This window comes from Pseudomonas graminis, from assembly GCF_004364335.1.
Lineage (GTDB): Bacteria > Pseudomonadota > Gammaproteobacteria > Pseudomonadales > Pseudomonadaceae > Aquipseudomonas > Aquipseudomonas graminis_D.
On the sequence record NZ_SOCR01000013.1, the window covers coordinates 69,032 to 95,726 of the forward strand.

Annotated in this window: 23 protein-coding genes and 2 pseudogenes; 8 read left to right on the forward strand and 17 right to left on the reverse strand. The window is 60.4% G+C overall.

Translation table 11 applies throughout. From position 1 onward, the window contains the following. Window positions 1–21: 21 nt before the first annotated feature. Genes iolB through EC919_RS22465 form a run of 3 tightly spaced genes read right to left on the reverse strand, consistent with a single transcriptional unit; the run spans window position 22 to window position 3,767 of the window. Window positions 22–831 (reverse strand): 5-deoxy-glucuronate isomerase, encoded by an 810-nt coding sequence (gene iolB / locus EC919_RS22455; protein WP_133776516.1) that lies wholly within the window; start codon window positions 829–831, stop codon window positions 22–24. A gap of 2 nt (window positions 832–833) precedes the next feature. Beyond that, window positions 834–1,769, reverse strand: coding sequence for a myo-inosose-2 dehydratase (gene iolE, locus EC919_RS22460; protein ID WP_133776517.1), 936 nt, complete (start codon window positions 1,767–1,769; stop codon window positions 834–836). Window positions 1,770–1,829: 60 nt separating this feature from the next. Next, complete coding sequence (locus EC919_RS22465; protein WP_133776518.1) at window positions 1,830–3,767, reverse strand: bifunctional 5-dehydro-2-deoxygluconokinase/5-dehydro-2-deoxyphosphogluconate aldolase; 1,938 nt, start codon at window positions 3,765–3,767, stop codon at window positions 1,830–1,832. Window positions 3,768–4,013: 246 nt separating this feature from the next. On the opposite strand from EC919_RS22465, the gene EC919_RS22470 reads away from it, so the two are divergent. From EC919_RS22470 to EC919_RS27950, 3 genes and pseudogenes are all read left to right on the forward strand, one after another. After that, window positions 4,014–4,940: a MurR/RpiR family transcriptional regulator gene (locus EC919_RS22470; protein WP_166650609.1), complete on the forward strand. Its 927-nt coding sequence runs from the start codon at window positions 4,014–4,016 to the stop codon at window positions 4,938–4,940. 263 nt (window positions 4,941–5,203) lie between these two features. Further along, a pseudogene (locus EC919_RS27945) lies at window positions 5,204–5,887 on the forward strand (PAS domain-containing protein); the annotation flags it as partial. Between the two features lie 105 nt (window positions 5,888–5,992). After that, window positions 5,993–6,424 (forward strand): annotated as a pseudogene (locus tag EC919_RS27950) (methyl-accepting chemotaxis protein); the annotation flags it as partial. Between the two features lie 587 nt (window positions 6,425–7,011). Here the strand turns inward: EC919_RS27950 and EC919_RS22480 are convergent. The 10 genes from EC919_RS22480 to blaOXA form a co-directional block, all read right to left on the reverse strand. Next, a complete protein-coding gene (locus tag EC919_RS22480) occupies window positions 7,012–8,013 on the reverse strand; it encodes a lysylphosphatidylglycerol synthase domain-containing protein (RefSeq protein WP_133776520.1) in 1,002 nt (333 codons plus the stop codon). Next, window positions 8,010–9,242 carry a cardiolipin synthase ClsB gene (clsB, locus tag EC919_RS22485; RefSeq protein ID WP_243842314.1) on the reverse strand — a complete coding sequence of 411 codons (1,233 nt, stop codon included), beginning with the start codon at window positions 9,240–9,242 and terminating at the stop codon, window positions 8,010–8,012. The genes EC919_RS22480 and clsB overlap by 4 nt, the downstream gene beginning before the upstream one ends. A 23-nt stretch (window positions 9,243–9,265) precedes the next feature. Beyond that, window positions 9,266–10,060, reverse strand: coding sequence for an endonuclease/exonuclease/phosphatase family protein (locus EC919_RS22490; RefSeq protein ID WP_432213837.1), 795 nt, complete (start codon window positions 10,058–10,060; stop codon window positions 9,266–9,268). Further along, complete coding sequence (locus EC919_RS22495; RefSeq protein WP_133776521.1) at window positions 10,057–10,974, reverse strand: DUF72 domain-containing protein; 918 nt, start codon at window positions 10,972–10,974, stop codon at window positions 10,057–10,059. Before EC919_RS22495 ends, EC919_RS22490 begins: the two co-directional genes overlap by 4 nt. A 142-nt stretch (window positions 10,975–11,116) precedes the next feature. After that, window positions 11,117–11,752, reverse strand: a complete 636-nt coding sequence (locus tag EC919_RS22500) for a CGNR zinc finger domain-containing protein (RefSeq protein WP_133776522.1) — start codon at window positions 11,750–11,752, stop codon at window positions 11,117–11,119. 226 nt (window positions 11,753–11,978) lie between these two features. Continuing rightward, window positions 11,979–12,902: an Abi family protein gene (locus EC919_RS22505; RefSeq protein ID WP_133776523.1), complete on the reverse strand. Its 924-nt coding sequence runs from the start codon at window positions 12,900–12,902 to the stop codon at window positions 11,979–11,981. 249 nt (window positions 12,903–13,151) lie between these two features. After that, entirely contained in the window at window positions 13,152–16,571 is a 3,420-nt protein-coding gene (locus tag EC919_RS22510) for a PAS domain S-box protein (protein WP_243842316.1), read from the reverse strand. 270 nt (window positions 16,572–16,841) lie between these two features. Continuing rightward, window positions 16,842–17,750 carry a glutaminase B gene (gene glsB / locus EC919_RS22515; protein WP_133776525.1) on the reverse strand — a complete coding sequence of 303 codons (909 nt, stop codon included), beginning with the start codon at window positions 17,748–17,750 and terminating at the stop codon, window positions 16,842–16,844. 188 nt (window positions 17,751–17,938) lie between these two features. Further along, window positions 17,939–18,436, reverse strand: coding sequence for an HIT family protein (locus EC919_RS22520; protein ID WP_133776526.1), 498 nt, complete (start codon window positions 18,434–18,436; stop codon window positions 17,939–17,941). A 76-nt stretch (window positions 18,437–18,512) separates the two neighbouring features. Next, a complete protein-coding gene (gene blaOXA, locus EC919_RS22525) occupies window positions 18,513–19,328 on the reverse strand; it encodes a class D beta-lactamase (protein ID WP_432213838.1) in 816 nt (271 codons plus the stop codon). 295 nt (window positions 19,329–19,623) lie between these two features. Between blaOXA and EC919_RS22530 the strand changes: the two genes are divergently transcribed. From EC919_RS22530 to EC919_RS22545, 4 genes are all read left to right on the forward strand, one after another. Next, window positions 19,624–20,076, forward strand: coding sequence for a thiol-disulfide oxidoreductase DCC family protein (locus tag EC919_RS22530; protein WP_133776528.1), 453 nt, complete (start codon window positions 19,624–19,626; stop codon window positions 20,074–20,076). Beyond that, window positions 20,073–20,465: a DoxX-like family protein gene (locus EC919_RS22535; RefSeq protein ID WP_133776529.1), complete on the forward strand. Its 393-nt coding sequence runs from the start codon at window positions 20,073–20,075 to the stop codon at window positions 20,463–20,465. Before EC919_RS22530 ends, EC919_RS22535 begins: the two co-directional genes overlap by 4 nt. A 13-nt stretch (window positions 20,466–20,478) precedes the next feature. Continuing rightward, a complete protein-coding gene (locus EC919_RS22540) occupies window positions 20,479–21,375 on the forward strand; it encodes a serine hydrolase domain-containing protein (protein ID WP_133776530.1) in 897 nt (298 codons plus the stop codon). A gap of 311 nt (window positions 21,376–21,686) precedes the next feature. Further along, a complete protein-coding gene (locus tag EC919_RS22545) occupies window positions 21,687–22,205 on the forward strand; it encodes a cysteine hydrolase family protein (RefSeq protein WP_133776531.1) in 519 nt (172 codons plus the stop codon). A gap of 175 nt (window positions 22,206–22,380) precedes the next feature. Here EC919_RS22545 and EC919_RS22550 read toward each other — a convergent pair whose 3' ends face one another. Continuing rightward, window positions 22,381–23,202, reverse strand: a complete 822-nt coding sequence (locus EC919_RS22550) for an SDR family oxidoreductase (RefSeq protein WP_133776532.1) — start codon at window positions 23,200–23,202, stop codon at window positions 22,381–22,383. A gap of 177 nt (window positions 23,203–23,379) precedes the next feature. Between EC919_RS22550 and EC919_RS22555 the strand changes: the two genes are divergently transcribed. Continuing rightward, on the forward strand, window positions 23,380–24,150 hold the full coding sequence (locus EC919_RS22555; RefSeq protein WP_133776533.1) for an SDR family NAD(P)-dependent oxidoreductase: 771 nt from the start codon (window positions 23,380–23,382) through the stop codon (window positions 24,148–24,150). Between the two features lie 32 nt (window positions 24,151–24,182). On the opposite strand, the gene EC919_RS22560 is transcribed toward EC919_RS22555, so the two are convergent. From EC919_RS22560 to EC919_RS22570, 3 genes are all read right to left on the reverse strand, one after another. Further along, window positions 24,183–24,965, reverse strand: a complete 783-nt coding sequence (locus EC919_RS22560; protein WP_243842317.1) for a hypothetical protein — start codon at window positions 24,963–24,965, stop codon at window positions 24,183–24,185. A gap of 77 nt (window positions 24,966–25,042) precedes the next feature. After that, the gene (locus EC919_RS22565; protein ID WP_133776535.1) at window positions 25,043–26,032 is read right to left on the reverse strand and encodes an alginate O-acetyltransferase AlgX-related protein; all 990 of its coding nucleotides are present in this window, start codon (window positions 26,030–26,032) and stop codon (window positions 25,043–25,045) included. Then, a complete protein-coding gene (locus EC919_RS22570; RefSeq protein WP_133776536.1) occupies window positions 26,029–26,694 on the reverse strand; it encodes an alginate O-acetyltransferase AlgF in 666 nt (221 codons plus the stop codon). Before EC919_RS22570 ends, EC919_RS22565 begins: the two co-directional genes overlap by 4 nt. Window position 26,695: the final 1 nt, after the last annotated feature.

Below are 26,695 nucleotides of genomic sequence, written 5' to 3' on the forward strand. Positions count from 1 at the left end.
GCTCCTTCAATAAGTGGGGAATTACAGGTCGAGCAGCCAACTGTGCTGCGGATCATTGTGAAATTGCCAGGCGCGTTTCGGGCCGGCCATCACATTCAAATAGTAGGACTCATAGCCGTATGGCACGGTGACCGGGTGATACCCCTTGGGCACCGTGACCAGATCGTTGTTCTCCACGGCCATGGCCTGATCGATGCTGCGATCGTCGGTGTACACGCGCTGGAACACATAGCCCTGGGGCGGGTTGACCTGATGGTAATAGGTTTCTTCGAGAAAGCTCTGGTGCGGCAAATCATCTGTGTCGTGCTTGTGGGGCGGGTAGCTGGACGAGTGGCCCGAGGGCGTGCGCACTTCCACCACCAGCAACGAATGCGCGGGTTCAGAATCGGGGAGGATGTCGCAGACGTAACGGGTGTTGGCCGCCCGGCCGCGCACGCTGCGTTTCATCGTATCCGGGTTGATCACCCGCGCGGGCAAGTCTTTGGACGCATCGCCCGGCGCGGCGCACACGGCAATCTGCACCGCGCTCAACGCCGTGATTTCGGCCTGACTGCCCGGCGGCAGGTACACGGCGAAGGGCGATTTGTCCTCGAACACGGACTGCCGATCGCCGAGGTTTTCCCAGTTGAAACTGCCATGCCCCGGCGCCTGGCCGGTGACGCTGATGCGGCCACTGAGCAGCACCAGACAGATTTCCTTGTCACCCGCACTCACCGGCAGACGTTCGCCGACACTCAACCGGTGGGCGGAGAATCCGACGTACGTCAGCACGCCGTCGGCCAGCGCGACTACATCGCGCCCTTCGGCCTTGCTCTTGACCAAAAGATTCATGTTCACAGGCTCCTCTGTTCAGGCGGTTGTTGGGGCTGGTGCGGCCGTTGCGCGGCGGCCAGCAACGTGCGCAGCGTGTCGAAGCCCTTTTTCGCGTAGGCATAGCTCGGCGCGACGGCCGGGTCCTGTTCCGCCTCGACCACCAGCCAGCCTTGGTAAGCGGCCTGCATCAACACCTCCAGCAGCGCGGCGAAATCGATGTCGCCATCGCCGGGCACGGTGAAGGTGCCATTGACGATGCAGTCCGGAAAGCTCCACAAGTTGTTGCGCGCCAGTTGCGCCACCGGTTTGCGCACGTCCTTGAAATGCACATGGCAGACGCGATCGATGTGTTTACTCAGCACCTGCAGCGGTTCTCCGCCGCCCATGTAGCAGTGCCCGGAATCGAACAGCAGGCCGACCTCGTCGCCGGTCAGGGCCATCAGCGTGTCGATGTCCTCCGGCGATTCCACGTACGCGCCCATGTGGTGGTGATAGGCCAGACGCACGCCTTGGGACAGCGTGAACCGGGCCAGCTCAGTGAGTTTGTCGGCGTAGGTTTGCCAGGCATCAGCGCTGTGGAAGCGCGGCCGCTCGACCAGTCGGATGCGCTGGCCCTGAATCGAGTCGGCGACTTCGCCGTAGACCAGGACCTTGGCGCCGTTGTGCTTGAGCAGTTCGACGTGGCTGGCGATGGCGTCGATTTCCTCGGCCGCCGAACGGCTGGCAAGTCGCCCGGAATACCAGCCCGACACCAGCGCCAGGTCATACGGGCGCAACACATCGGCCACGCCTTGGGCGTCTTTCGGGAATTTGCCGTTGAGCTCGAAGCCTTCGTAGCCGATCTCCTTGCCCTCACTGAGCGCAGTGCTCAGGGGCGTTTCGCCGCCGAGGGCCGGGAGGTCGTCGTTGCTCCAGGAAATCGGGTTGATGCCAATTTGGATTGCAGAAGCGGGCATGGCTGCACCTTTATTGTTGTTATCTCGTTCAACTGAACACACAGGCCTCGGGTTCTGGCTTCAGGCCCGGGCGTCGCGCCAGGATTCGATCAGGAAACCGAAGTTGCTCTGCACCCGAGTGATCAGGTCCGCGTCATCGATTTCGCCCTCCAGCCACGCTCGGCTGGGCTCGTGAAAGATCGTGCGGCCCACGGCAAAACCGCGGCAGGTGGTGCTTTTCGCCGCCTGACGAAAGCCGGCCGCCAGGGTTTCGGCGGGCGCGTTCAGCCCCAGCAAGACCACGCCCCGGCAGTACGGATCGCGCTCGTGGATCAGCGCGTCGAGCTGTTCCCAGACCTCGGCGGGCTGCGACTCGATTTTCCACCAGGCCGGGTAAATGCCAAGGTTGTAGAGGCGCTTGAGGGAACGGTAGATAACGTCCGGATGGGGCGAAGGATGATCCTTGGGCGGAATAACCTCCAGCAGCAGTTCGTGCCCGCTGGCCAGCGCCGCTTGATACAGGCCCAGCAATTGCGCTTCCTGTTCAAGGCGCAGCATCGGCTCGTCGTCCGGGTGGTATTGCACCAGGCACTTGATGATCTGTTCCTGAGGCCAGCTTTGCAGGGTACTGCCCACCGAGCGCCCATGCTCGAACGCCAGCGGGCGCGAGCCCTGCACTTCCACCGGACGGGCCACCCACCAGCCGCGCCCGCTGGCGGCATTCAGTGAATCCTGACCGAAGCGCTGATCCGCCAGCACACCGACATCGGCTGCGATGCCGCGCGCGTGCAAATCGGCCTCGACCCGCGCGACCGCTTGAACGAACAACTGCTTGAGCGGGCCGATGCAGGCCGGATCGCGCCCGGCCTTTTGCGCCAGCTCCACCAGTTGCCCGCGATGATCGAAGGCGAAGATGAACAGCGGCTGCCATTCGCGACGGGGCACGCTGACCCGGTGCAGGCGTTGCAGCATCGTGTCCTGATCGGGTCGGGTAATCGGCACCGGGCTATTGAACAGATATTCCAGCTCGACCAGCGTTGGCATGGCCGGCGCACAGGCATGCCGCGACACCACCAGACCGCCGCAGGCATTGGCCAGCTGGCAGCAGCGCTCGTCGCTCTCGTCGTTGAGCCAGCCCTTGAGGAAGCCGGACATGAACGCATCGCCTGCGCCCAGCACATTCAGCACTTCCACGCGCACGCCGGGGTATATCGCGCCGTCTTCAAGTTTCGCCGGAATCGCCCCGTGAATCACCGTGCAGCCTTGGGGGCCGAGCTTCACCACCAGGGTCGCGGCACTGAGTTCGCGGACCCGGCGAAGGGCGCTGAGCAGATCGGTCGAGCCGCCGGCGATGAGGAATTCTTCTTCGGTGCCGACGATCAGGTCGAAGCGCGGCAGGACGCGCTGCACATGCTGGCTGACGGTGTCGTTGGCAACAAACCGCGTCTCGCCATCAGCCTTGCCGGCCAGGCCCCAGAGCACCGGGCGGTAATCGATGTCGAGGACGCGTTTGACGTTGTGTTTTTCAGCGAAGTCCAGCGCCTGACTGCTGGCGCGGAACACCTGATCGGTGGAGAAATGCGTGCCGGTGATCAGAAGCGCTTTGCTTGAGGCGATCTGTGCTTCATCAATGTCGTCCGGTTGCAGCGCCATGTCGGCGCAGTTCTCGCGGTAGAACACCAGGGGAAAGGTTTCGCGGTCCTTGATGCCGAGCAGGACCATGGCGGTCAGGCGTTCGGCGTCGACTTTGATGCCGCTGACGTCGCAGCCCTCACGCGCCAGGGATTCGACCAGAAAACGGCCCATGTGGTCGTCGCCAACGCGGGTCAGCATGGCTGACTTCACGCCCAGCCGTGCGGTGCCGAAAGCGATATTGGCGGAGGAGCCGCCGAGGTATTTGGCGAAACTGCTGACGTCCTCCAGGCGCGCACCGATCTGCTGCGCGTAGAGATCGACGCCCAGGCGCCCGAGACAAATCACGTCCAGCTGACGCCCAGTGGCAAAACGAGTCTGGCCCATGCCGGCCCCTCTTCTTTTATTGTTATGGGTTTGATTGCTGATGCCCTTGCCCGCAAACGCAATGCTTGCGAGCGAGTTCGTGGATGCAGACTAGAACGGCGCCGGGCCTTGATCAATGAATTTTTCTAAATTATTTTCAGGTGGAATATTTATTCCACTTTGCATTGCGGGTCACAGCCTGCAAAACTGGCCGCCTGAGCACCCAGACCCTCTGCCACGCCACAACCCGCCAAAGGATTCGCACGTATGCCCAGCCTCGATCAGCCAGGCTCTCCCGACACCGGAAACGATGGTTTGACGGCCGTCACAGCCGCGCCGGAGACCGCCGATGCCCTGCTCAAGCTGATCACGGCCGAATACGAGAGCCTGCCGCGCCAGCTCAAGCGCATCGCCAGCTACATGAGCCAGCAGAGCGACCGGATCATGGTCGACCGCATCAGCGACATCGCCCGGGAATGCGAGGTGCATCCATCAGCCATTGTGCGGTTCTCCCAGCGCTTCGGTTTCAGCGGGTTCAGCGAAATGCAGGCGCTGTTTCGCGAGGCGTACACCCACAAAGCCACGCCGGTGCAGAACTACCAGCAACGCATTCGCAGCATGATCGCCAACAAATCGCAGAAAGCCAGCGCCGGTGACCTGGCCCGAGAATGCGTCAACGCCACGCTGTCGGGGCTGGAGCGGCTGGCGCTGGAACTGGACGACGAGGCGTTCGAGAAGGCTGTGGACCTGGTGGTCAACGCCGACAATATCTACGTGGTCGGGGTGCGTCGCTCGTTCGCCGTCGCCGACTATCTGGTCTACAACCTGCAGCACACCAACAAGCGCATCCACCTGATTTCCGGCCTGGGCGGCAGTTACCGCGAGCAGATGCGCAGCGTGCGCGCCAATGATCTGGTGATCGCCATCAGCTTCACGCCCTATGGCAAGGAAACCCAGCACTGCCTGCGCATCGCTCAGCATCATCAGGCCAAGACGTTGATCATTACTGACAGCAACCTGTCGCCGCTGGCCAAACGCGCCCATGCCGTGCTGCTGGTCAACGAAGGCAGCTCGTTCGCGTTTCGTTCGCTCAGCGCCACGTTGTGTCTCTGTCAGGCGCTATTTATCGCCGTGGCCTATCGCCTGGAGCTGAAGGTGGACGAGATCTCCGAACAGGCCGGCTTCGACGACTGAAACTGACAACCTTGTACAAACCCGACGAGCCGTACAACGTTGACATAGCTTTTTAACATCACCTACGTAATGATCATCTGCACTGCAAACGGACTACGCATCTGAGCTGCTTCTCGCTCACGAGGTCATGGATCTGGACCACCCCTTTTCCACCTGCGTGAGCCGCCATTATGTTTTTCGACTCGTCCAAAAATAAGATCATCCAGGACCTGCAACTGACCGTCGCCCATCAGGCCAGTCTGCTGGAGGCGATCAACCGCTCGATGGCCAGCATCGAGTTCGATCTGAACGGGGTGGTGCTCAAGGCAAACGACAACTTCTTCAAAACCATGCGCTACCGGCCCGAACAGGTCATCGGCAAGGATCACCGCATGTTCTGCACGCCGGAGCATGGGCGCAGCCCGGAGTATGCGCAGCTGTGGTCGCGCCTGCGTAACGGTGAGTTCGTGTCTTCGACGTTCCAGCGGGTCGCGGGCGATGGCAGCACCGTTTGGCTGGAGGCCAGTTACAACCCGGTCAGGGACTCGGACGGCAAGGTCATCCGGGTGGTCAAGTACGCGATGGACGTGACCGCCAAGCTTCAGGCCGAGAGCGAAACGCGCAATAAATTGCAGGCCATCGACCGCGCCATGGCGGTGATCGAGTTTGATCTGGACGGCACGATCATCGCCGCCAACGACAACCTGTTGCGCTTGCTGGGCTACAGCCGGCAAGAGCTGTTGGGCAAAAGCCACAGGATGCTCTGCCCGCCTGAGTTCACCAACAGCGCCGAGTATCAGGATTTCTGGCGTCGGCTGAACAAGGGCGAATTTTTCAGCGATCAGTTCAAGCGCGTAGGCAAGCAGGGCCAGACCCTTTGGCTGGAAGCGTCTTATAACCCGGTGTATGACGCCAGCGGCAAGCTGTGGAAGGTGGTGAAGTTTGCGTCAGACGTGACCGCGCGTATCCAGAAGCACGAGGCGGATTCCCACAGCGCTGCCCAGGCGTATCACATTTCGGTGCAGACGCAGAAATACGCCGAGCAAGGCACGCAGGTGATTCAGCAGGCGGCCAGCGAGATGCGTCAGATTTCGCAGAATATTGATGATTCGTCGCGGATCATTGGCCAGTTGGGTGAGCGGTCGGAGCAGATCACGGCGATCGTGAATACGATTCGCAGTATTGCGGATCAGACGAATTTGCTGGCACTGAACGCGGCGATCGAGGCGGCCCGGGCCGGGGATCAGGGCCGTGGCTTTGCGGTGGTGGCCGATGAGGTTCGGCAACTGGCGGGGCGTACGAGTCGGTCGACGCAGGAGATTTCGGAGATGATCCAGGTGATTCAGACCGAAACGCGTCAGGCGATTGTGAGTATGGACAATACGCGGAATACGGCGGTGAAGGGTGTGGATCTGGCAGATCAGGCGGGGGCTGCGATCGTGCAGATCAGTTCGGGGACGAATGATGCGGTGGATGCTGTGAGGATGTTCGCTGGGCGGGATTGATCTTTAACGTCAAGATCTGGATCAAGATCAAGGGCGTCTGCCTGGGGGCAGACTGTTTCGCCTTCGGCGACTTACTTTTGAAAAGCACCAAAAGTAAGCAAAAGTGCCTGCTCTCGGTTGGGCCCTTCCTTCGTCAGGGTTCCTTCACTCCGGTCTCGCTCCGTGGGCACGCGCCGAACGGACATCCATGTCCTGACGGCGCTCTCGCCGCATCCATGCGGCTCGGCCCACTGCGCGAGACCTGCGTTCAGCCTGCACCCAAGTCGCGATTGGTGTCGTCTGGACTTTTTGTGTACGAAGATCAAAAGCAACGGCAACGGCAACGGCTTCCCGGCTAAAGCCGGTCCTACGTCCTGTACGCGTTAGATCGTTCCCACGCTCCGCGTGGGTATGCATCCCGTGACGCTCCGCGTCACCCGACGCAGATGCCACTGAGTGCACGCGATGCTCTTGTAGGACTGGCTTTAGCCGGGAAGAGGCCGGTTCAGGCGCTGGCAATTTCAGGTGTTGAAGGGGCTGATTTATTTACAACGCTTCACCGTGAATTAATCTGTCCCCTGCCTGCCCCATCTAATCCATCTCCTCGCCTACAAAGTCCCTTCATTCCTGCTCCGCATGGCCTTCGCGCGCTTTTCCAATACGACGTAGACCACCAGCGCAATCATCAGCGGGATGAGGAAGTAGATCACCCGATAGCCAATCAGCGCGGCCAGCAGTTGACCTTTGCTGAACTGATGTTGCATGAGGGTAATAAAGACGGTTTCGAGAACGCCGAGCCCGGCAGGGATGTGGGCGATGACGCCCGCGATGCTGCTGATCAGCAGAATTCCGAGCACCGCCGGGTAGAAGGCTTTTTCCGGCAGCAGGACGTAGATCAGCAGCGCCATCAGTCCCCAGTTCAGCGCGCCCAGCAAAGCCTGACGCATCGCCTGGTTGAGCGAAGGCAGGACAAACTGTTGCTTGCGAACGGTCCAGGTGCGTTTTTTCGAGAAGCGGCAGGCCAGGAAGTACGACAGGCAGACCGCCAGCAGGACAAAGCCGATCAGTTGCAGCGTGGTGTCGCCAATCTTCCAGCCGTCGGGCAGGTCAACGAAGTCCCCGGCGAACACGAAACCAGCCAGCAACATGTAACCCAGCCAGTTGGTGATCAGGCTCAGGCTAAGGATGCGTGTGATGGTCGGCACGTCCAGGCCCAGCCGCGAATACAGGCGATAACGAAGCGCGATGCCGCCCACCCAGGAACTCAGGTTCAGGTTGAAGGCGTAGCAAACAAACGTCACCGGGATGATCTGTTTCACCGCCAGTTTGTGTTCGGTGTAGCGCCGGGCCAGGACGTCAAAGCAGCAATACGTCAGATAACTGCCCGCAGCGATGACGAAACCCAGCGCCAGGGTGCTGAGCTTGTAGGACTCCAGCGCGTGCATCACCTCGTTCCAGTCGAGGTTTTTCATCAGGGTGAAAAGCAATACCGGCACAGCGATGAAGAAGAACAGCGTAAATGCGCGCTTGGCCCACGTCAGCCACGGACGATGCTTGCCCGAGTCGGCCGGTTTCTGCTCGTGGGTGGAAGCTTGGGAGACGCCGGTCATAGGGATTTCTCCTGATCGGCCGGCAGCTCGTTTTTAAGCGCGGCGGCCTCCGGTACGGTGTCCGGTGCGCGCAGGGGTTTCAGGCGTGGGCCGTGTACCGGGAACAGGCCGGCAATCGCCGGGAAGTGCCGCAGGAAGTGGAAGCTGAGGAAGATCATCGGCGCACGCCACCACTGCCCTTTCGCCAGACCTTTGAGGTTGACCTGTTTGCTGTGGGCCACGGCGAGGTCGCGCAGGTGTTCGTGCAGGCGCTGGTTCAAGGCGTGGTCGCGAATGAACAGGTTGGCTTCCAGGTTCAGCGCGAGGCTCAGCGGGTCGAGGTTGCTGGAGCCCACGGTTGACCACTCATGGTCAATCAGCGCGACTTTGCCGTGCAGCGCACGCTGCTTGTATTCATGGATGATTACGCCTTCGCGCAGCAGCCAGGTGTAGGTCAGGCGCGAGCACACGCGCACGAACGGCATGTCCGGTTTGCCCTGGAGGATCAGCGTCACCTTCACCCCGCGACGGGCCGCATTGCGCAGTTCACGCAGGAACCGGTAGCTGGGGAAGAAGTAGGCGTTGGCGATGGTGATGCGCTGCGTCGCGTTGCGCATCGCCAGCAGGTATTGCTCTTCGATGTCGGTGGTGTGGTGACGGTTGTCGCGTTCGGCAAGAAGCATCCGCGCGCTGCCGGCCTGACGCGTCACTGGCTTGAGCGGCGTGAACGTCTTGCGCACGGCGGGGCCGAGCATGCCCAGCGTCGAGCGGTAGATGTCCGCAACGATCGGCCCGCGCACCAGCACGGCGTAGTCCTGCTTGGCGGTGATGCCGGTGTCGGCCATGTGGTCAACGCTGTAGTTGATCCCGCCCATGAACGAGGTCTCGCCGTCGATCACCACCACTTTGCGGTGCAGGCGCCGGAACAGGTTGGTGCGCATGCCCATCAGTTTAGGGCGCGGGTCGAACAGTTGAATCTGCACGCCGGCTTCAATCATCTTGCTGACGAAGGCGGTGCTCAGGTCGCTGGTGCCGTAGTCGTCCACCGTGATAATCACGCGCACGCCGCGGCTGGCGGCAGCAATCACCGCCTGCTGCAAACCCTCGCCGATACGGTCTTCGAAGATGATGAAGGTCTCGATCAGCACCTCTTCGCGCGCGGCACGAATGGCGTCGAACACCCGGGCGAAAAAGTCTTCGCCATTGATCAGCAATTCCACCGAGTTGCCGTCCCGCCAAAGTCCGCACATGGCGCCCATCGGTCTCATACCCCTCATAGCGTTACCTCCACCGCCAACGGCGCATGATCGGAAAGGTGCGACCAAGGGCGATTGGACATCACCCTGGGCGACCGGATGTGCGCATTGCGCACGTAAATACGGTCCAGGCGCAACAACGGAAAGCGCGCCGGGAAGCTTTTCGCCGGCGCACCAAATGATTCAACAAAGACCTCGCGCAGCCCGGCAGGATTCAACACGGCATCGGCCTTCTGCCGCCAATCGTTAAAGTCCCCCGCCACGATCACCGGCGCATCGGCAGGCAAACGCCCCACCAGATCGGCGATCAACTTCAGCTGTTGCTGGCGATGAACCTCTTTCAGGCCCAGGTGCACACACACCGCGTGCAGCTCGCCGAAATGCGGCACGTCCAGCACGCAATGCAACAAGCCGCGTTCTTCAGTGCCGTGGATCGAGATGTCGAGGTTTTCGTGGCGACTGATCGGATATTTGGACAGCAACGCATTACCGTGGTGGCCATGGGGATACACGGCATTGCGGCCGTAGGCGAAATCCTTCCACATGCTGTCGGCGAGGAATTCGTACTGCGAAGTAGTAGGCCAGTTCTTCACATTCTGCGCGTGGTCCTGATGCTCGCCGTGGACTTCCTGCAGGAAGACGATATCGGCGGACACCGTGCGGACCGCATCGCGCAGTTCCGGCAGAATGAAGCGTTTGTTGAGGAAACCGAAGCCCATGTGCATGTTCATGGTCAGCACGTTGAGCGTGACTGAAGTCGACGCGCTTTGTCGTCGGCCGTTGAGGTCTTCGGGGATCAGGGCACTGGTCACAACGTGGCTCCATGCAAATCGCCTGGCGCAACTTCCAGGTTTTGAGTGAGTTTGAAACGCTCAAGCAACCGGCGTGCGTCGTAGGGCGCGCGGACCTTGATGTCGTTATCGAAATAGCAGTAGACGTCGCGGGACTTCCGCGCTCGGGGGGCTTTGTTCACGATCAGTTGAGCATCTTCGGGTTGCGCGCCCCGCTGCCAGGCATCGATGCGATCGCCCCAGTGCTTGATCGCCTCATCGGTATAGCCGCTGGCGTAGAGTTCCTTCTCACCATGCAGGCGCACGTAGACGAAATCGGTGGCGAGGTCTTCAACGTGGGGCCACTTGCCGGCGGTGTCGGCGACCACGAGTGCGACCTTGTACTTGCGCAGCAGCGCGACGAACGCCGGCACCAGGAAGCTTTCATTGCGGATCTCGACGGCGTGACGCAGTTTCAGCCGCGCCGGAATGTCCAGATAACCCGGCTGCTGCAGCCGTTCTGCGCATTTGCTGGCGCAGGCCTTCGCCGATTTACCGTCGTGGGGCAACAGTTTCAGAAAATGCTCGAAGCGCTCGGCGTCGAATTTGAAGTTGGGCGCGAACTGCCAGAGGATCGGCCCCAGTTTTTCCTTGAGCTGGAAAATACCGGAAGCGAAGAAGTTGGCGACGGGTTCGTCGATCTCTTTGAGGCGGCGGACATGGGTAATGTAGCGCGGGCCCTTGACGCTGAACACGAACCCTTCGGGCGTGTCCTCGTACCAGCGCGCGTACAGGTCAGGGGACTGCAGCGAGTAGAACGAGCCATTGATTTCGATGCTGTTCACAGCTCTGGAGGCGAACTTCAACCCGCTTTTCTGCTTCAGGCCGTCGGGATAGAAATCCCCGCGCCATGGCGTGTAACGCCAGCCTGAAATGCCGATACGGATGTCGCCCATGCCCACGCTCTCTCGTGTCCTGTCGCGGCACCTGCCGCGACACTTCTGAACTAGAGATAAGAAGCTTGAGAACGTGGCAGGTTCCCTGGCTTTTTGCCGGCGTTATGCCGCAGATTGCCGCAGGCTGTACCACCGCCGGTGCTCAGGACTCGGCCATTGCCCTTTTGACCTTTTCCCGCGCCCCGCAGACATTCATCTGACACCAGCGGCGGCGTCCGTTTTTCGACGTATCAAGAAACAGCCAGTCGCAGTCAGGCGTGGCACAGGCCCGCAGACGCGTCAGATCGCACGAGGTGAGCAGCGCCGCCGCCTGCACCGCGAGACGACCGATAAACCCGGCCGTCATCGAGTTCAGGTCTTCACCGACACGCCAGCGCCAGATCACACCCGCTGGCGTCAACACCAGCAGGCGCTGGTCGGCGGTGTCGGCCAGCACCTGATTCAACGCCTCAAGGTTGGCCGGTTCAGGATTACGGTTCAGCGCCATAGGCAGTAACAGCCGATACAGCGCTTCGCGAAAATCGATCAACTGCCCAAACGCGGTCACCGTGTGCCAGGACGAACGCTGTACCAGCGCGACGAAGTGCCGATGCTCCTGATCGTCAATCAGCCCGGCATGGCGAAACCAGTGGACGATGTCCTCCAGGTTGCTCAGCTTGTCGACGACCTCCCGCAGCCCCGTGCCCGGCCGACGGCCGTCACAGGTATTGAGATAATCCAGCACCGCGGCCCCGCCGACGAGACGGATGGCGTTGATCTTCAGTTCTCCGATACACATGGCATGCCCTCAGTTTGAAGCGATGAGGGAATGATGGCAGAGAACCGCGGCGGCGCTGAAATTTCGGACGGTTGTGGGGGGGGAGTGGCTGAACACGACTCAATGTTGCCGTTCACCTCTGCAGACATAGGCTGAGAGTAACCCGGCCCCTGGCCGACCGATGCACCATCTTTATGCATCGATGCGTGCTTACTTTCGCAAGCGGGCAGGCCCCTGCAGTGGCGACTCAGATACCAAACAATTGCCGAGGAAACCCATGCTCGGATGGGAGGCCGAGCGATGCGAACAGGCAGCCAGGCAAATCGGGCTTCGTGTCGATTATGTCTCCCACTTGTTGCAGCCACCGTGACCCTGGCCCGATCTGGCGTAGCAGGAACCACATAACGGAAATCAGTCCGTAGAGACGGCTGAGCGCATTCTGATCTAGCGCCAGGGCTTGGAAGTATGCCTCTGCGGGGAGTACTGGTAACGGATTAGACGCGACCTGGTTCCAGATGCGGGTATGGTGGGCGCTACGGTTTCGCAGCGTGTTAATTTCCTGCAACCAATCTTTAAGCACCTTGGCGTTGCTGATACCCAGTCGAGCTGCAATTCGGTTTTGATAGCTTCCCTTCAGGATTTCAAAGTACTTGGAGAGAGTCCCGAAGTCCCAAGCCTCCACCACTACCCAGAAAGGCATCGCTTTGTGGTTCTGCCGATGCCATTCGATACAGTCTTCCCGGCTGCGGTTGATTTGATCCGTTTGCCTGGCCTGCCACTCGCTCCATGTGTTGCGCTGCCTCCCGCGCCGGTCCTGCCAGTTCATGGTCTGCTTAGGGTTGACGAATCGCGGGTCGAGATAAGCTAGCGGATCGTGGTATCCAACCTCATGAGCAACTATCGCGCGCATGTGAATCTCGATCCGCTCGATTGCATCGAGCATCAACTGGCGAAGCTTTTTGTCAAAGAGATAAAGATTGACTACCGAATCAAAGGAGGCGCCAGCCGTGAAGGCCTCTTGTCGAAGAGGCTTCAGCGTGGCGTTGCAGAGGGTAACTTGACCTTGCTGATCCCGCTCAAATTCTCGTGCGGGAAACCAGAACCCACTAAGCCGATAGTAGCCCACCTGTGCAAGCTTGCGCTCAGCCCGAAGCGGATCTGCAACCTCCATGCCGCGACTTATCAGCAGTCTGGCCAGGTCGCTATAAGACCGGAATGGTTTAGGTGGAGCGAGTTGCCGCAACTTCCATGTCCCATATACGAGAAGGCCCAACCATAGAACCGGACTTGCCGGTGCCAGAGGATTGGGCGCAATTGCCGCAAATACTGGTTCACCCCGCCCGGTTTGTCAAATAGTCCTGTGATCCGGTGCCGGCGACAAGACGCAGCCTCGGCCACCCACCTCAAGCTCACAACTGCCTCAAGACGCCCCCTCAAGCTGAGCAAGACTCGCCGCCAGTTCGCTCTTGCGAAACGGCTTGGTCAGGCGCGGCAAGTCCGGATCAAGTCCTTCATGTTCGGCATACCCTGAGACGAGCAGAATCGCCGTCCCCGGCCGTGAGATTCTGACCCGTCTGGCCAGGTCGGTGCCACTGATGCCCGGCATAAGGTGGTCCGTGACGATCAGATCGACGTGCTGCCCGGTGCCCAGCAGTTGCAAGGCTTCCTCGCCCGACGAGGCTTCGATCACGCGGTAGCCCAGATCGGCCAGCATGTACGACGTGCTGGCGCGCACCAGTTCTTCATCGTCGACGAGCAGCGCAATCCCGCGCAGGGAGCGTCGCTCCGGGGCCTCTTCGGTACGCAACGCCGCGGCCGGCAGGCTCATGCTGCGCGGCAGCCAGAGCTCGACATTGGTCCCCAGACCCGGTGAACTCTGAATCGTCAGTGCGCCGTTCAACTGGGACGCGAGGCCATGAACCATCGAAAGCCCCAGCCCTGTGCCTTTGCCGACGCCCTTGGTGGAAAAGAACGGCTCCACCGCCCGGGCGAGCGTGGAGGCATCCATGCCAGTGCCGGTGTCCGCAACGGACAGGCAAAGGTAGTCGCCGGTCGGCAGCCTGGAGCGATGCCCATTGCACACCCATTCAGCGCTCGCCGAGATCCGCATCGTCCCGCCTTCGAGCATGGCGTCGCGCGCATTTACCGAGAGATTCAGAAGCGCCATTTCGAGCTGGTTCGGGTCAGCGATGGCGGCAGGCAGATCAGGAGGAGCATCGACGACGACGCGGATCTGCGGCCCTGTGGTGCTGGCGACGAGATCGCCCATGCCGTTCACCAGTTTCGCCACGTCGACCGAAACCGGCTGCAGCGGCTGACGGCGCGCAAAGGCAAGCAGCCGCTGCACCAGCGTCCTGGCACGATCAGCCGATTGCACGGCGCCGGAGATCAAACGCTGTTCACGCTCACCGCCCACACCTCGACGCTGCAGCATGTCGAGGGTGCCGACGATCGGGGTGAGCAGATTATTGAAGTCATGGGCCACACCGCCGGTGAGTTGCCCCATGGCTTCCATCTTCTGACTCTGACGCAGCGCCTCCTGGACTTCCTCCCGCTCGGCGATGGCCTTGGCAATTCGCCCTTCGAGGGTGGCATTGAGTTCGCGCAGCTCTTCCTCGACGTCCTTGCGGGCGGTGATCTCAACCACCGTGCCGGTGACGCGCAGGCAGCGGCCGGCGCCATCGAATACGCCCCGCCCCTTGGCGGCCACCCAGCGAATCACGCCATCGTCCCTGCCGACGGTGCGGTAGTCGACGTCATAAAGCGCGCGGCGTTGGGAGTCGATGGCCGCGGTGAACGCCTCGATGGTGGCGTCCCGGTCCTCGGGGTGCAAGCCGTCGTAAAAGTCTTGAATCGTGACCGGCGCGTCAGCCTGGATGCCGAACATTGCTTTGGTTCTGGGCGGCCAGATCAGCGTGTCGTGAACAATGTCCACGTCCCAGAAACCAATGTCGGCGTGTTCGACGGCAAGGCGCAGACGTTCCTCGCTCTCGCGCATGCGCATCTCGGCTCCCACCCGCTCGACATGCGCCCAACAGCGCTCGACGACTTCCCGGACCAGCAGGACCTCAGCGCTCAACCAGTCGCGAGGCGCATTTTGATGAACCGCCATCATGGCTGTCAGCCGCCCATTCTTGACCAGCGGGCAGCAGATGATCGCGTCGATGCCAATCCCGCGGAACATCTCCAGGCCTTCGCTGGGGCCGAGCTCTGCGACGACGTCGCGCACGATCAGCGTGCGGCCTTCGCGCATGTCAGCCGCCGCCCGCGGGCCGAAAAGATCGAGACTGTAAGTCCCGACCGGGCTCTGAATGCCGGACGCGTTGTAGCCACTGCGAATCCAGAACCGGTCATGGTCAACGTCGACATCCGCGTAGACGCAGCGCGACACGTCGAGCTTGCGCCCGAGCAACTCGGTCGCGGCGAGCATCGCGTCTTCGGCCCGGCGGATGGTGAAAAGGCGGCTGTCGAGCTCGTCAAAAAAGCTCAGTTGCTCCGCGCTTTCCTGCAGCGCCGCTTCCGCCTGATGATCGGCCGTGCGGTCACGGAAGATTTTCACAAAACCGCCCTGATCCGTGGCCAGCGGCATCATCAAACCCGAACCCCAGAAGCGCGCACCGCTTTTATCAACGTGCCAACGTTCGTTGACGGCCCGCCCCTGCTCCATGGCAAGTAGGAGCTCACCCTGGAACACGTGGTTGGCCTGGTCCGAATCGGTGTAGAACAGATCGCCCTCGCGGCCCATGGCTTCCTCGGCCCGGTAACCGACGATGCGCTGGGCGCCGATGTTCCAGCCGGTGACCCTGCCCCGCGCGTCGAAGGTGATGATCGCGAAGTCTTCTGCGCCTTCGACGATCTGGCGGTAGCGCGCCTCGCTGCTGCGGATTGCGGCCTCGGCACGCGCACGGTGTACCACCAGTCCCACCGTTTTGACCACGAAATCGCCAATCTCGATATCCGCCGGTAACGGCTCGCGCCGCTCGGCGTGATACATGACAAACGTGCCGAGCATGGCGCCCTGCGCCGACCGGATTGGAATGGACCCGCAGACGTGCAAACCGTGTTCGACGGCCAGCGCCCTGAGTCCGGCCCAATGCGGGTCGTTTTCGATGTCGCAAACCGACGCCGACGCGTTCAGGGTCGTCATGGTGCTGCCAGCACCTGCATCTACGCCGACATTGATGTGTTCGACAGCGTTGATAAACGGAAGGGGCAGGCCAGGTCCGGCGCAATGCTGCAGCTGACTGCCCTCCTCGTTCAGTAGCAGGATGCTGCCCAGGAAACGGGACGGCGACAGCGCCTCCACCTCGCGGACGATCGCGTCCAGCGCGACATTCAGCGGTGTGTCTTCAACAGCCAGTTCAAGGATGCGGTTCTGGGCGGCCCCGAGTGCGGCCGCGCGATTGCGTGCCTGGGTCAGGCGCGCATTTTCGATGGCGATGGTTGCCAGACGCGCCAGACTTTCCAGGCGTTTGACCGTGTCATCGTCGTGACTGCGGACCTGCGACCAATAAGCGCCGAGTGCCGCGACCGGAACAGGTCGACCGATGGGCGCCATGACCAGGCTACGCACAAAGGTCGGCGCGTAGGCGTCCTGAGGAATGCGTGGATCGAGCCGCACGTCTCGGATCGCAATCGTCTCGCCGCGACGCATGACCCACCCGGAAACACAGTGGTCGGCCGGGAAGGTCTGGCCCTGCCAGAGCGGAGAAACCGCATCCTCCGCTATATAAGCACAGCGCCCCTCATGCTGAATGACGACCGCAACGCCATCCGCACCGACGGTGGTACGCGCCACGTCGCGGAGGACGGCGACGACCTCGTCCACTGACTCCGCCATCACCAGCCGCTCACTGGCATTCAGAACATGAGACAGGCGCTCATCGCCGCTAGGGTCGACTGGAACAGTAGTCAAACGGATCTCCCGACATCTCCACGGCATCAATATCCCGCAGACTGGTTCGAACTGGACAGGGCTAAAGTGGCAGTGTATCGGGTAACTCTTCGCCCTCGACACGGCTCGATTCAGCTTTTTCGGAAAAGCGACCAACGCGTGCACCGGTTACTCTTTTGAATAGTTCACCTGACGTCAAACGACGTAGCCCCGCTGTCAGAAAACAGACCAGCCAATCCGCGAACTCAGCAACTCCAGCGCCGCCATTCCGGCGAGCGAATTACCGGCGGCATTCAGCTCCGGCGACCACACGCACACGGTGAACTGCCCGGGCACGATCGCCACGATTCCGCCCCCTACCCCGCTTTTGCCCGGTAACCCCACGCGGTAGGCGAAATTACCGGCCTCGTCATACAGCCCGCTGGTGGCCATGATCGAGTTCACTTGCTGGGTCTGGCGCGGCGTCAGGATTTGCTCACCGCTGTGTTTGCAGAAGCCGTTGTTCGCCAGAAAACAGAATGCCCGGGCCAGATCGAGGCAGTTCATCTTCAGCGCACAGCAACTGAAATAACTGCGCAACACGGTCTCGACCTCGTTATGGAAGTTACCGAAGGACTGCATCAGGTACGCCATCGCCGCGTTGCGTGCACGAAATTGATACTCGGAATCCGCCACGCGGGCATCGATCAACACGTTGGAATTGCCCGACAGCCGCCGTACGAAATCGCGCATGGACAAGGTCGGCGCGGCGAACCGCGACTGATTGATGTCGCAGATCACCAGTGCGCCGGCATTGATAAAGGGATTACGCGGCCGCCCGCGCTCGAACTCCAGCTGCACCAGCGAATTGAAAGGCTGGCCCGACGGCTCATGCCCCAGGCGCTCCCAGATGGCTTCACCGGAATGGCCGATTGCCTGAACCAGGCTGAACACCTTGGAAATGCTCTGCACCGGAAACGGCTCCAGTGCGTCGCCCGCGCAGTAATAGGTGCCATCGTTGCCATACACGGCAATGCCCAACTGCTGCGCCGGCACATCGGCCAGCGCGGGAATGTAATCAGCCACCTTGCCCTGGCCGATCAAGGGACGCACTTCGTCGAGAATCTCGTTCAACAGCGTTTGCATGGAAGGTCCTGGCGTTGATCCCCTGACGGCAGCAGGGGTTAGGGTTCATGACGAATGCTGGAGGGGCGGGATCACACTTTTAGTAAGGATTTTGCTTTTTGTGCGGGTGGGTTGGCGCTTTTGTATTCGTAGGCGCTGGTTGGCCGACAGGTCTTATGGGGCTTTTTGTTTGGAAAATGGCCCTGCCATCAGATCGAGGCGTCGGGGCTGAATGCTTGCCGCAGCGCCGCGATGGCTTGGTCAATAGATGGTCCTTCTATGAGCGGTGGGTCAGGACGCTCACAGAATTCTCGCCATACGAAGAGGGTCAGTTCTGCGCCGTCGGTTTGGTTTGAACAGTCAGGGAGCGAGCCGAAGGTTTGCAGCGATCTGTATCGTTCGTCCTTCCAGAACAACGCTTCGACCCATGGATAGATCGGGATGAAATGGAAGTGAATGGAATGGCCCGCGTCGTGGCCAAAGCGGCCAATGTAGAGGCGTTTGGGGTGCAGGTGGGTGTCGATGGCTTGCTGGATTTGGGCTTGCAATACACCGAGCTCGGCCAGGGCTTCGTTGGGCAAGGTTGCCAGTGAGTGGGTCATCAGCTTTGCGCTGAGCATCAGGTAGCCGGGGAGGTGGCTGTCGATGCGGTGGTTGATGAGCCAGTGGGTGGTTTCGTGGATAACGAGGCTAGTGGGTATGTGCATGAGACGACCCTGTACGCTGATGAGAGCTCAATAACAGTCAAAGCCGAATGCCGTCCGACCCGCTGCGTTTCGTTCATCACTTCACCAGCGATCTGGCCAGCTCGGGCCACTCATCCATTAACGCATCGCGTACTCGTCTTCCTGCGGGTACGGGCTTCACATGGTCATCTTGAGCCAGACGGGCGAAAACCAGGGAATGTTCGCCCTTGATCGCCCAACCGACAAACCAGCCATATCCATGGGCTTCATCGCTTGTGCCGTCTGCCATCCGAGGAAATGCTGTGCCTGTTTTACCGTGAACATCCCAACCATCTGGTCGTTGAGCGATTTGTGAAATCCGAGACGTCATATCGAACGCATGCGGGCTCACGGGCAGCTGACGATTCACCAGTTTCTCCAAAAAAGTGATCTGCTCACGAGGGGAGATCTTTAAGGAAGAGCTTATCCAGGCACGATCAAGGCCATTGTTTTTTCCGGGATCACCAGACAGGTCAGTATTTCCGTAATTGAATGACTTGGCATATTGCTCGACCGTAGCCTCTCCAAGCGCATGAGTCACGCGTTGGGAGAACCACACCACAGAATACTGAAACCACCGGGCTGCATCTGTCGGCTCCAGCCAGGCCGCTCCGCCCCAATCGGGATCGCCGGGACGGTACGGCAACGTCGGGGAATGCTCGTTTTGCAGAAAAGCTGCGTCGAAGCCCATCAGGCTTATCGCGAGCTTGAAGGTCGAGGCGGGGGTGACTCGACTGCTGCAATCACCTTCTTCATACAGAAGCTCGCCACTTCTCGTGTCAGCGACGATCGTGCAAATAGTCCCGGCCACTGCTGCCGAGATATTGAATCCAAGAATCAGTAAACCTAACGCAACGCGTCGCATGAACATCAATTCTATTCCTTTAGACGGTGATGCAAGACCCTCGCCCGCGCGGGGAATATCACTCCGCAGGTCGAGCAGACTCTCTCCGAGCCGCTTATCCAACCTCAGCTTTTTTCAGAGGTGTGCGACGGCCCGCTGATGGCTGACCGGATCAAGTACAAGGTAAGCGAAATTCTCTACTCTGCGCATCAAAATCGACTCGAAGGCATGTGGTTGCACAGACGACTCCTTTGCATTGACTGGAAACGCTACGACGGCGCGCCATACAATGCTTCCATCGCCCCCCCCCCGCAGAGAACCCAGTATGCCTGTCTCATTGGTCCGCCCTGCCCCGGCGCCGCTTCTGGCGCCTGGTGAAACCGTGGTGCTGTTCGACGGCGTCTGCAAACTGTGTAACGGCTGGGCGAAGTTTCTGATCCGCCACGACCGTCACCACCGCGTTCGACTGGCAGCGGTGCAGTCGCCCGAAGGTCAAGCCTTGCTGGCCTGGGCAGGGTTGCCCTTGGATGCGTTCGACACGATGGCGGTCATTCGCGACCAATATTACTGGGTGCGCTCGGAGGCATTCTTCGAAGTGGTAACTCTGTTGCCGGGAGCGTGGCCAATGTTTCGGGTGCTGCGTATTTTTCCACAGTGGTTTCGTGACTGGGCTTACGACCGAGTCGCACTAAACCGCTATCGTCTGTTTGGCAAACACGAGGTTTGCCTGCTACCAACACCTGACCATCAACGGCGCTTCCTCAAGGAACTTTCGTGAACGGGATTCGCCAGGTTCACTGGCTGGCACGCGGCAGCCTGGCTTTCATGTTCGCTTACCACGGCCTGGTGCCGAAGCTAATCACATTAAGCCCGGGCGAGCAGATGCTGTTGCAGGCTCACGGACTGGAACACGCAACCTGGTTGGCCCAGGCGGCGGGAGTGGCAGAACTGGTGCTGGCCGCAGTGTTGCTTCTTCTACCTCGGCTCAACTGGCCGCTGCTGCTCAGCGGACTCACCCTGCTCGGGCTGCTGGTGGATGTAGCCGTTATGCAACCTTCGATGCTCCTGGACGCGTTCAATCCGGTCACATTGAATGTGGCGGGAATGGCGTTATGTGCCATCGCGTGGGCTACGAGGACAAGCGGTGAGCCCTGGATCTGCAGATAACCCAAGGACGCCAATGCTCAGTTTGCTCATATCAAATGGTCAGCCACAAACGGCTGACCGATCAGAACCAGTAGTTCCCTGGTGGAGTTTTACGAAAACAGTCCTGGCGGCAACAGCCCTCTCATTAGTGCGTGATGGGCTGATCGGACTGGACAACGCTATCCCCGATCAGCCTTTCACGTTACGCAAGCTACTGCGGCATGAGGCAGGTCTCGCTGATTATGGCGAACTGGCGGAGTATCACGTCGCCGTTTCAAACAGTGAGTCAGCCTGGTCAACAGACGAAATGATGCTCCGGCTGGACGGCACTCGACTTCGATACAGCCCCGGAACAGATTGGCGCTATTCAAATGTCGGATACATGCTGATCGGCAGGCTTATTGAGCGGCTAACTGATCTGACACTTGATGAGGCGGTAAGACAACGGGCACTGTGCCCGCTGGGCCTGTCGCACGTGCGTTTCGCCAAAACGCGAGCAGACTTACACACGACCCATCCAGGAAGCCCTCCAAACTATGACCCCGCCTGGGTCTATCACGGCTTGCTGATCGGCCCGATATCGCAAGCGGCGGTATTCCTTGATCGACTCATGTCCGGTGACCTTCTCCCGACAAACCTACTTCAGGAAATGCTGGCAGCACGGACATTGGGCGGCGCGATCCCCGGGCGTCCGTGGGTCACTGCAGGCTACGGCCTTGGTATCATGCAGGGTTCGATTGATGGCGGATTTACCCTGTGCGGACACACCGGCTGCGGACCTGGCAGCGTCATTGCCGTTTACCGCGTATGCGACGGCGACACATCGGCGTGTTGCGCAGCGTTTGAGGCGAACGCCAGTGAAGGCGCCGTCGAAGCCTTTGCTGCTGAACAGCTGGTCCAAGTCCTGCGGCAAGAGACGCAAGTCCTCTAAGTCCTTATTGCCCAGGCCTTGTAGTTATTCGCCGGTTTAATGCGTTGAGTCCAGAAGCGGCCGGCGAGTCCAGTCCAAATGAAATGACTGACGTCCTGGGCATGTTCACTTGCCAGACCGTCCCGCCAAAGTTAAGGTCAGGCTCATGAATACCCCACGTTTCGAATCCACTACAACCTTCACGACCGCCACGCGCGGGTCGTGGGAGGCTATGTGAGTTAAACCAGCACACAATCCCTAAAGACCCGCCAGTAATGGACCGGGTCTTTTTTTTGTCCCGGTTTTGCTGGCACCAACGTGAGGAAACGCATATGTACGCACTTCTGATTCTCGACATGCAGGTAGGGCTTGTTCACGGCCCGGAAACACCATGGGGAGGTCCAGCGATTATCGATACCTTGAATGGGCTCATGAGGAGTGCGCGGAAAACAGGGGCCCCCATTTTTCTTGCCCGCCATATAGGTCCGGCAGGGTCTCCGATTGAGCCGGGTAGCCCGCTCACCGAGCTTGTCCAGGAGTTACAGTTAATGGGTAACGAGGTGATTTTTGAGAAGAAACGCCCCAATGCCTTCGCTCAGACAGACTTGGCAACTCTGCTAAGCGAGCGCGACTGTGACGGCGTCGTTGTTACAGGCATGAAAACTCAATACTGTGTGGACAGCACCTGCCGCGCCGCCCGCGATTGCGGATTTGATGCTGTGCTCATCGCAAACGGACATACTTGCTCTGACACTCCAGAGCTCAAAGCAGAGACCATCGTTGCCCACCATAATGCAACGTTAGCTGGGCCATTTTGCCGAGTCGTCCAAGCTGAGGAATGGAGTTTCTAGTTAACTCCCCTGATCGACCCGGCCAGGGTCGATCAGGCATTGGCGCTTTCCTTGGCACAGACCAGTAGCCGCCAGGAGCCTCCCCTCAGAGCTGTCCGCTAAAAGCCGAAAGCTGCCCATCGCCATAGGCAGTTATCAGCTAAAAACTGTCTTTCGCAGCCGCGATCTTAATGACCTAGATTTCGCTGTCGTCCAGAACTGCGGGAGTCGCAGCCGTCCCGGCCAACAGGCCACCATCAATGTTGAACTCACTGCCCGTGATGTACGTGGCGTCATCCGATGCGAGCAACAAAGCCAGAGCGGCCACTTCTTCAGGCATTCCGAATCGCCTCAGCGGAGTGTCTCGAACCAGTGCAGCCATTCGCTCTCCGCGACCGGCATCGCTACCTAACATGGGTTCCCACATGGGCGTAAGGATGGCCGCCGGATGTATCGAGTTGCATCTAACGTTCAGCCCTTGTTCCGCGCAGTAAAGCGCCACCGTTTTAGTGTGATTGCGAACGGCAGCTTTGGACGACGCATACGCTGCGGCACCCGGAATGCCAACCAGACCGGAGCGAGAGGAAATGTTGACGATGGAACCGGCGCCTGACTGGCGCATGGAGCGAATGGCGTATTTGCACCCCAGGAATACACCGTCGAGATTGGTGTGATGCACCGAACGCCAATCTTCCAGTCGTGCATGTTCCGGGTCATGCCGCACAGCGCCGTTCTCGAATCCGGTGATGCCCGCATTATTCACAAGGATATCCCAACGACGGCCTTGATTTGAGATCTGCCCGGCCAATCGTTGCCAATCCTCTTCACGCCGTACATCCAGACGTACAAAGCAGGCGCGACCACCCAGTGAGCTTGCAACCGCACTACCCAGGTCGTCGTTAATATCAGTGACATACACGAAGCAACCTTCTTGCACAAAGAGTCTTGCAATGGCGGCACCGATGCCTTGAGCCGCGCCGGTAACAACCGCTGTCTTGGAACCCAGTTTATTTTCCATAAATGATGATATCTCCAGGGTGAAACGTGTTCAGAACCCATGAGAATGAGCCCACGTCCTGTGCCATGCTCACGGTTGGCAAACAGGCTAATCCATAATCGAACGCCACGAAACCTGAACGCCAAAACCTGCCCCGAAGTCATAAACAGTACTTCAGCCACGCCCTCAAGGTGCCTTATGCGTTTGATACCCGAACTGAACAGCAACGCTAATGCGCTGGTTTTCGGAGCCAGCCGAGGTATCGGCCTGGCACTGTGCGCAGCTTTGCTGGCTCGCGATGACGTGGCTCAGGTGTGGGCAGTGTCGCGAAATGCGACCACAGCCACAGAGCTGGCAACGCTTGCCGAGCAATATGGCGACCGTCTGAAACCCGTCGACTGCGACGCGCGCAATGAGCAATCCCTTGAAGCCCTCGTGAGCGAGACGCTTGCAGGATGCGAGCATCTGCACCTCGTCATCAGTGCGCTGGGCATTCTTCATCAGGACGGTGCCAAAGCAGAAAAAGGGCTGGCGCAACTGACCCTTGCGAGCCTGCAGGCGAGCTTCGCGACCAACACCTTTGCGCCGATCCTGCTGCTTAAACATTTACTTCCGCTCCTGCGCAAACACCCTGCTACCTTCGCAGCGCTCTCGGCGAGGGTTGGCTCTATCGGCGATAACCGATTGGGCGGCTGGTACAGCTACAGGGCCAGCAAGGCGGCGCTCAACCAGTTGCTGCACACGGCCAGTATCGAACTGAAAAGGTTGAACCCTGCTTCGACTGTCCTCGCCATCCACCCAGGCACAACCGACACGGAGCTGTCCCGGCCCTTCCAGGCGAACGTGCCTGACGGCCAGCTGTTCGAACCGGCGTTCTCGGCGGATCGCATTCTTGAGGTGATCGGCGCACATGGGCCGGCTGACAGTGGGACCTTCTGGGCCTGGGACGACACCCCCATCGTCTGGTGACGTCTCCCTCGCGCGAAACGGGACTTCAATAATTACTTCGCCAACGCTTTCACCAACGCGGGTGTCACGTAATGCGGGCCATCGAACAGGTACAGCGGGTAGCCGTCATAGGCGGCGAGCTGCGGTTTGAGTTCGGCGGCCGTTGCGGAGCGGAAGCCGCCGCCGTAGTTGGGGCGGAAGGCTTCGACGATGATGCGCACGCGGTCCTTGCCCAGGCGTTCGCGCAGGGTGTCGGCGTAGGTGCGGGCTACCGGCGCGGTGCGGGCGTAGACGCCGACTCCGTCCTGAAAGAACACGCCGATGTCGTCTGGCAGCCATTGCTTGAGCCAGTCTGCCGTGGCGGCCGGGCCGATGTTGGCGCCGTCATAGACGCTGATCCACAACGGACGCGGAAGCTTGGCCAGCAGCGCAGGCAGCTCCTTGGCGCGGGTCCAGCTGGGGTCGACTTCGGCCGGGAAGTAATAGCCTGTCACGTGCAGCGGCGTCGGCAGTTTGGCGATGCGCTCCGAGACGGCGGCCAATTGCTCGATGTTGTCCCGGGAGCGGTTTTCGCTGAAGTATCCGGCCAGGCCTAGAATCACATCCTGAGCCCAAGGCTCTTTGGCGATACGTGCCCAATCGGGCAGGACCGGCACACTGGGTAGACCTGTGCCAGGCACGAACGCCTGATCGTCGACCACGGTCCATTGCACCAATAATTCCTTGGCGCCGAGCTGGTCCCATTGCCCCTTGATGCCAACCGTTTTGTTATCGGGCTGCCAGACAATGCCAACGATGCCGGGGTCCAGCTGTTTCTGCGCGGTGACGTCAAACATGACGGTGCCTGTGACCAGTGTCGCTGCAAGCAGCAGAGCACCTAGAATCGCACGCCCGAGGGTACTGTCGGGAATCTTCAAGGAAGCGCCTTGTTGATGCGCTGGTGCCACTGCTTCAGCGAAGTCACGCCATTGGCGTTCCATTGGGCAGCTGCATCAGGGCCTAGGTGGAACTGGCCCTCGTTGAATTGCCACACGATCACCTGCGGCTTGTGCTGAGCAAAGTCCGGTGATTCCAGGTATTGCAGCAGTGTCGCCCAGGGACCGACGTCGCCGGGGTTCCAGGTCAGGGTGACCGGGCGGTCCAGGGCGTTCGACAGTTTCTGGGTATAGCCAAGGTAAGGCTGCACGAAGCTGTTGCCGATGACCTGAACAGGGGCCGGGGCGTCGTCGATCAGCAGGTCTTTCTCGACCTGATGGCGCACGGTGTAAATGTCTCGGCCGATGGCTTTACGCTTGATGGACGGGAGGAAGTTGCTGGCCAGATCGCCGAAGGCGCGCTTGTCGAACCATTCCCCCAGCACGGCACCGCCGCCGGGTTCACCCTGCAGGCGATAGCGCCCGGTGATCAGTTTTGCCGTGGCATCGGCGGTGTTTTCGGCGCTCCAGGCGGTCCAGTGGTAGTCGGCTCGGTAAAACGCCGTCTGCTTGCCTTGCTCGGTGGCTTGCAGTATCGGCTTGATGTTCAGCGTCGTCAGGCCGGCCTTGGCCAGTTCGCCCTGCAAACGGTCGTAGCGCTGCACCACGGCCGGGCTCAAGGGATGGTCGGCGGGCAGCCTCTGGGCGTAGAACGGTGCTTTCATCGGCACCACCAGCACCACCAGCGCGATTTTCTCGCGCTCAAGTTGATGTTGGACGTCCTTGATCAGGGCGATGTCGCGCGCAATGCCGGGGTTATCAACTTTGTTCAGGCTTTCCCACGCGGGAAATAACCAGCCGCCCTGCCCGGTGATCACTGCCGAATCAGCGTGGGCCGCGGCGCCGGACAGGCTCAGCAGCACACCGGCAATCAGGCCGGATGCCGGAGGGCGGCGCAGGGTGTGGCGAGGTTTTACTAAGAAGGTCATGGGGCAGTCTGGTCAACGAGGCCAATCAGGCGGGGGGTCTGGCGTGAGCCGACCAGGAACAGGCTGTAACGATCACCGGCCTTGAAGGGCTCAAGCGTGAGCGGCAGGCTGGCGCTTTGATCGCAGCTGGCAATCAGGGTCGCCTGCACCGGGTTAATGGTGCGCTGCGCCTGGCCGTTGAGCGGCAGCTGGCTAAACACGCTGGAACCGTTGGCCAGCTTGATATCGGCTTTTTCACAACCGGCGCTGAGGTTGTAGACGTTGAGTTCGGCGCGCAAGTCTTTGCCCCGCGGCTGGGGGTCGATCACCACCCGGGGGGCGGCCGCCGGATCTCTGCCCAGAATCACCGTGACGAAGGCGTTTTTCGGGACGTTCAGGCCCTGGAGCTCACGCTCGTTGAGCGTAATGCGCAGCGGTTGCCGCGCGTCCACCACCTGATAAGGACTGGCCACCACCGACTGCGCAGACAGGGCAACGCCGGGCTTGCGGTCCACGCTCACTTGCACGGCGCCGTCGGCGGGATTGACCACCCGCACCCAGGCCGAGCCTTCCGGCAGTTTCGGCGCGTAGAGTTGAGCGATTTCCGACGCAGCCTGAGCCGCTGTCGATCCCATGCCCAGGCTCAGTCCGAGCCCCATCAGCCAATACATACGAGGGTGCATA

Bases quoted from the DNA above. Each gene is read 5' to 3' on its own strand.
- iolB (WP_133776516.1), bottom strand. From the start codon at position 831: ATGAATCTTTTGGTCAAGAGCAAGGCCGAAGGGCGCGATGTAGTCGCG.
- iolE (WP_133776517.1), bottom strand. From the start codon at position 1,769: ATGCCCGCTTCTGCAATCCAAATTGGCATCAACCCGATTTCCTGGAGC.
- EC919_RS22465 (WP_133776518.1), bottom strand. From the start codon at position 3,767: ATGGGCCAGACTCGTTTTGCCACTGGGCGTCAGCTGGACGTGATTTGT.
- EC919_RS22470 (WP_166650609.1), top strand. From the start codon at position 4,014: ATGCCCAGCCTCGATCAGCCAGGCTCTCCCGACACCGGAAACGATGGT.
- EC919_RS22480 (WP_133776520.1), bottom strand. From the start codon at position 8,013: ATGACCGGCGTCTCCCAAGCTTCCACCCACGAGCAGAAACCGGCCGAC.
- clsB (WP_243842314.1), bottom strand. From the start codon at position 9,242: ATGTGCGGACTTTGGCGGGACGGCAACTCGGTGGAATTGCTGATCAAT.
- EC919_RS22495 (WP_133776521.1), bottom strand. From the start codon at position 10,974: ATGGGCGACATCCGTATCGGCATTTCAGGCTGGCGTTACACGCCATGG.
- EC919_RS22500 (WP_133776522.1), bottom strand. From the start codon at position 11,752: ATGTGTATCGGAGAACTGAAGATCAACGCCATCCGTCTCGTCGGCGGG.
- EC919_RS22505 (WP_133776523.1), bottom strand. From the start codon at position 12,902: ATGGAGGTTGCAGATCCGCTTCGGGCTGAGCGCAAGCTTGCACAGGTG.
- EC919_RS22510 (WP_243842316.1), bottom strand. From the start codon at position 16,571: ATGGCGGAGTCAGTGGACGAGGTCGTCGCCGTCCTCCGCGACGTGGCG.
- glsB (WP_133776525.1), bottom strand. From the start codon at position 17,750: ATGCAAACGCTGTTGAACGAGATTCTCGACGAAGTGCGTCCCTTGATC.
- EC919_RS22520 (WP_133776526.1), bottom strand. From the start codon at position 18,436: ATGCACATACCCACTAGCCTCGTTATCCACGAAACCACCCACTGGCTC.
- EC919_RS22530 (WP_133776528.1), top strand. From the start codon at position 19,624: ATGCCTGTCTCATTGGTCCGCCCTGCCCCGGCGCCGCTTCTGGCGCCT.
- EC919_RS22540 (WP_133776530.1), top strand. From the start codon at position 20,479: ATGCTCAGTTTGCTCATATCAAATGGTCAGCCACAAACGGCTGACCGA.
- EC919_RS22545 (WP_133776531.1), top strand. From the start codon at position 21,687: ATGTACGCACTTCTGATTCTCGACATGCAGGTAGGGCTTGTTCACGGC.
- EC919_RS22550 (WP_133776532.1), bottom strand. From the start codon at position 23,202: ATGGAAAATAAACTGGGTTCCAAGACAGCGGTTGTTACCGGCGCGGCT.
- EC919_RS22555 (WP_133776533.1), top strand. From the start codon at position 23,380: ATGCGTTTGATACCCGAACTGAACAGCAACGCTAATGCGCTGGTTTTC.
- EC919_RS22560 (WP_243842317.1), bottom strand. From the start codon at position 24,965: ATGTTTGACGTCACCGCGCAGAAACAGCTGGACCCCGGCATCGTTGGC.
- EC919_RS22565 (WP_133776535.1), bottom strand. From the start codon at position 26,032: ATGACCTTCTTAGTAAAACCTCGCCACACCCTGCGCCGCCCTCCGGCA.
- EC919_RS22570 (WP_133776536.1), bottom strand. From the start codon at position 26,694: ATGCACCCTCGTATGTATTGGCTGATGGGGCTCGGACTGAGCCTGGGC.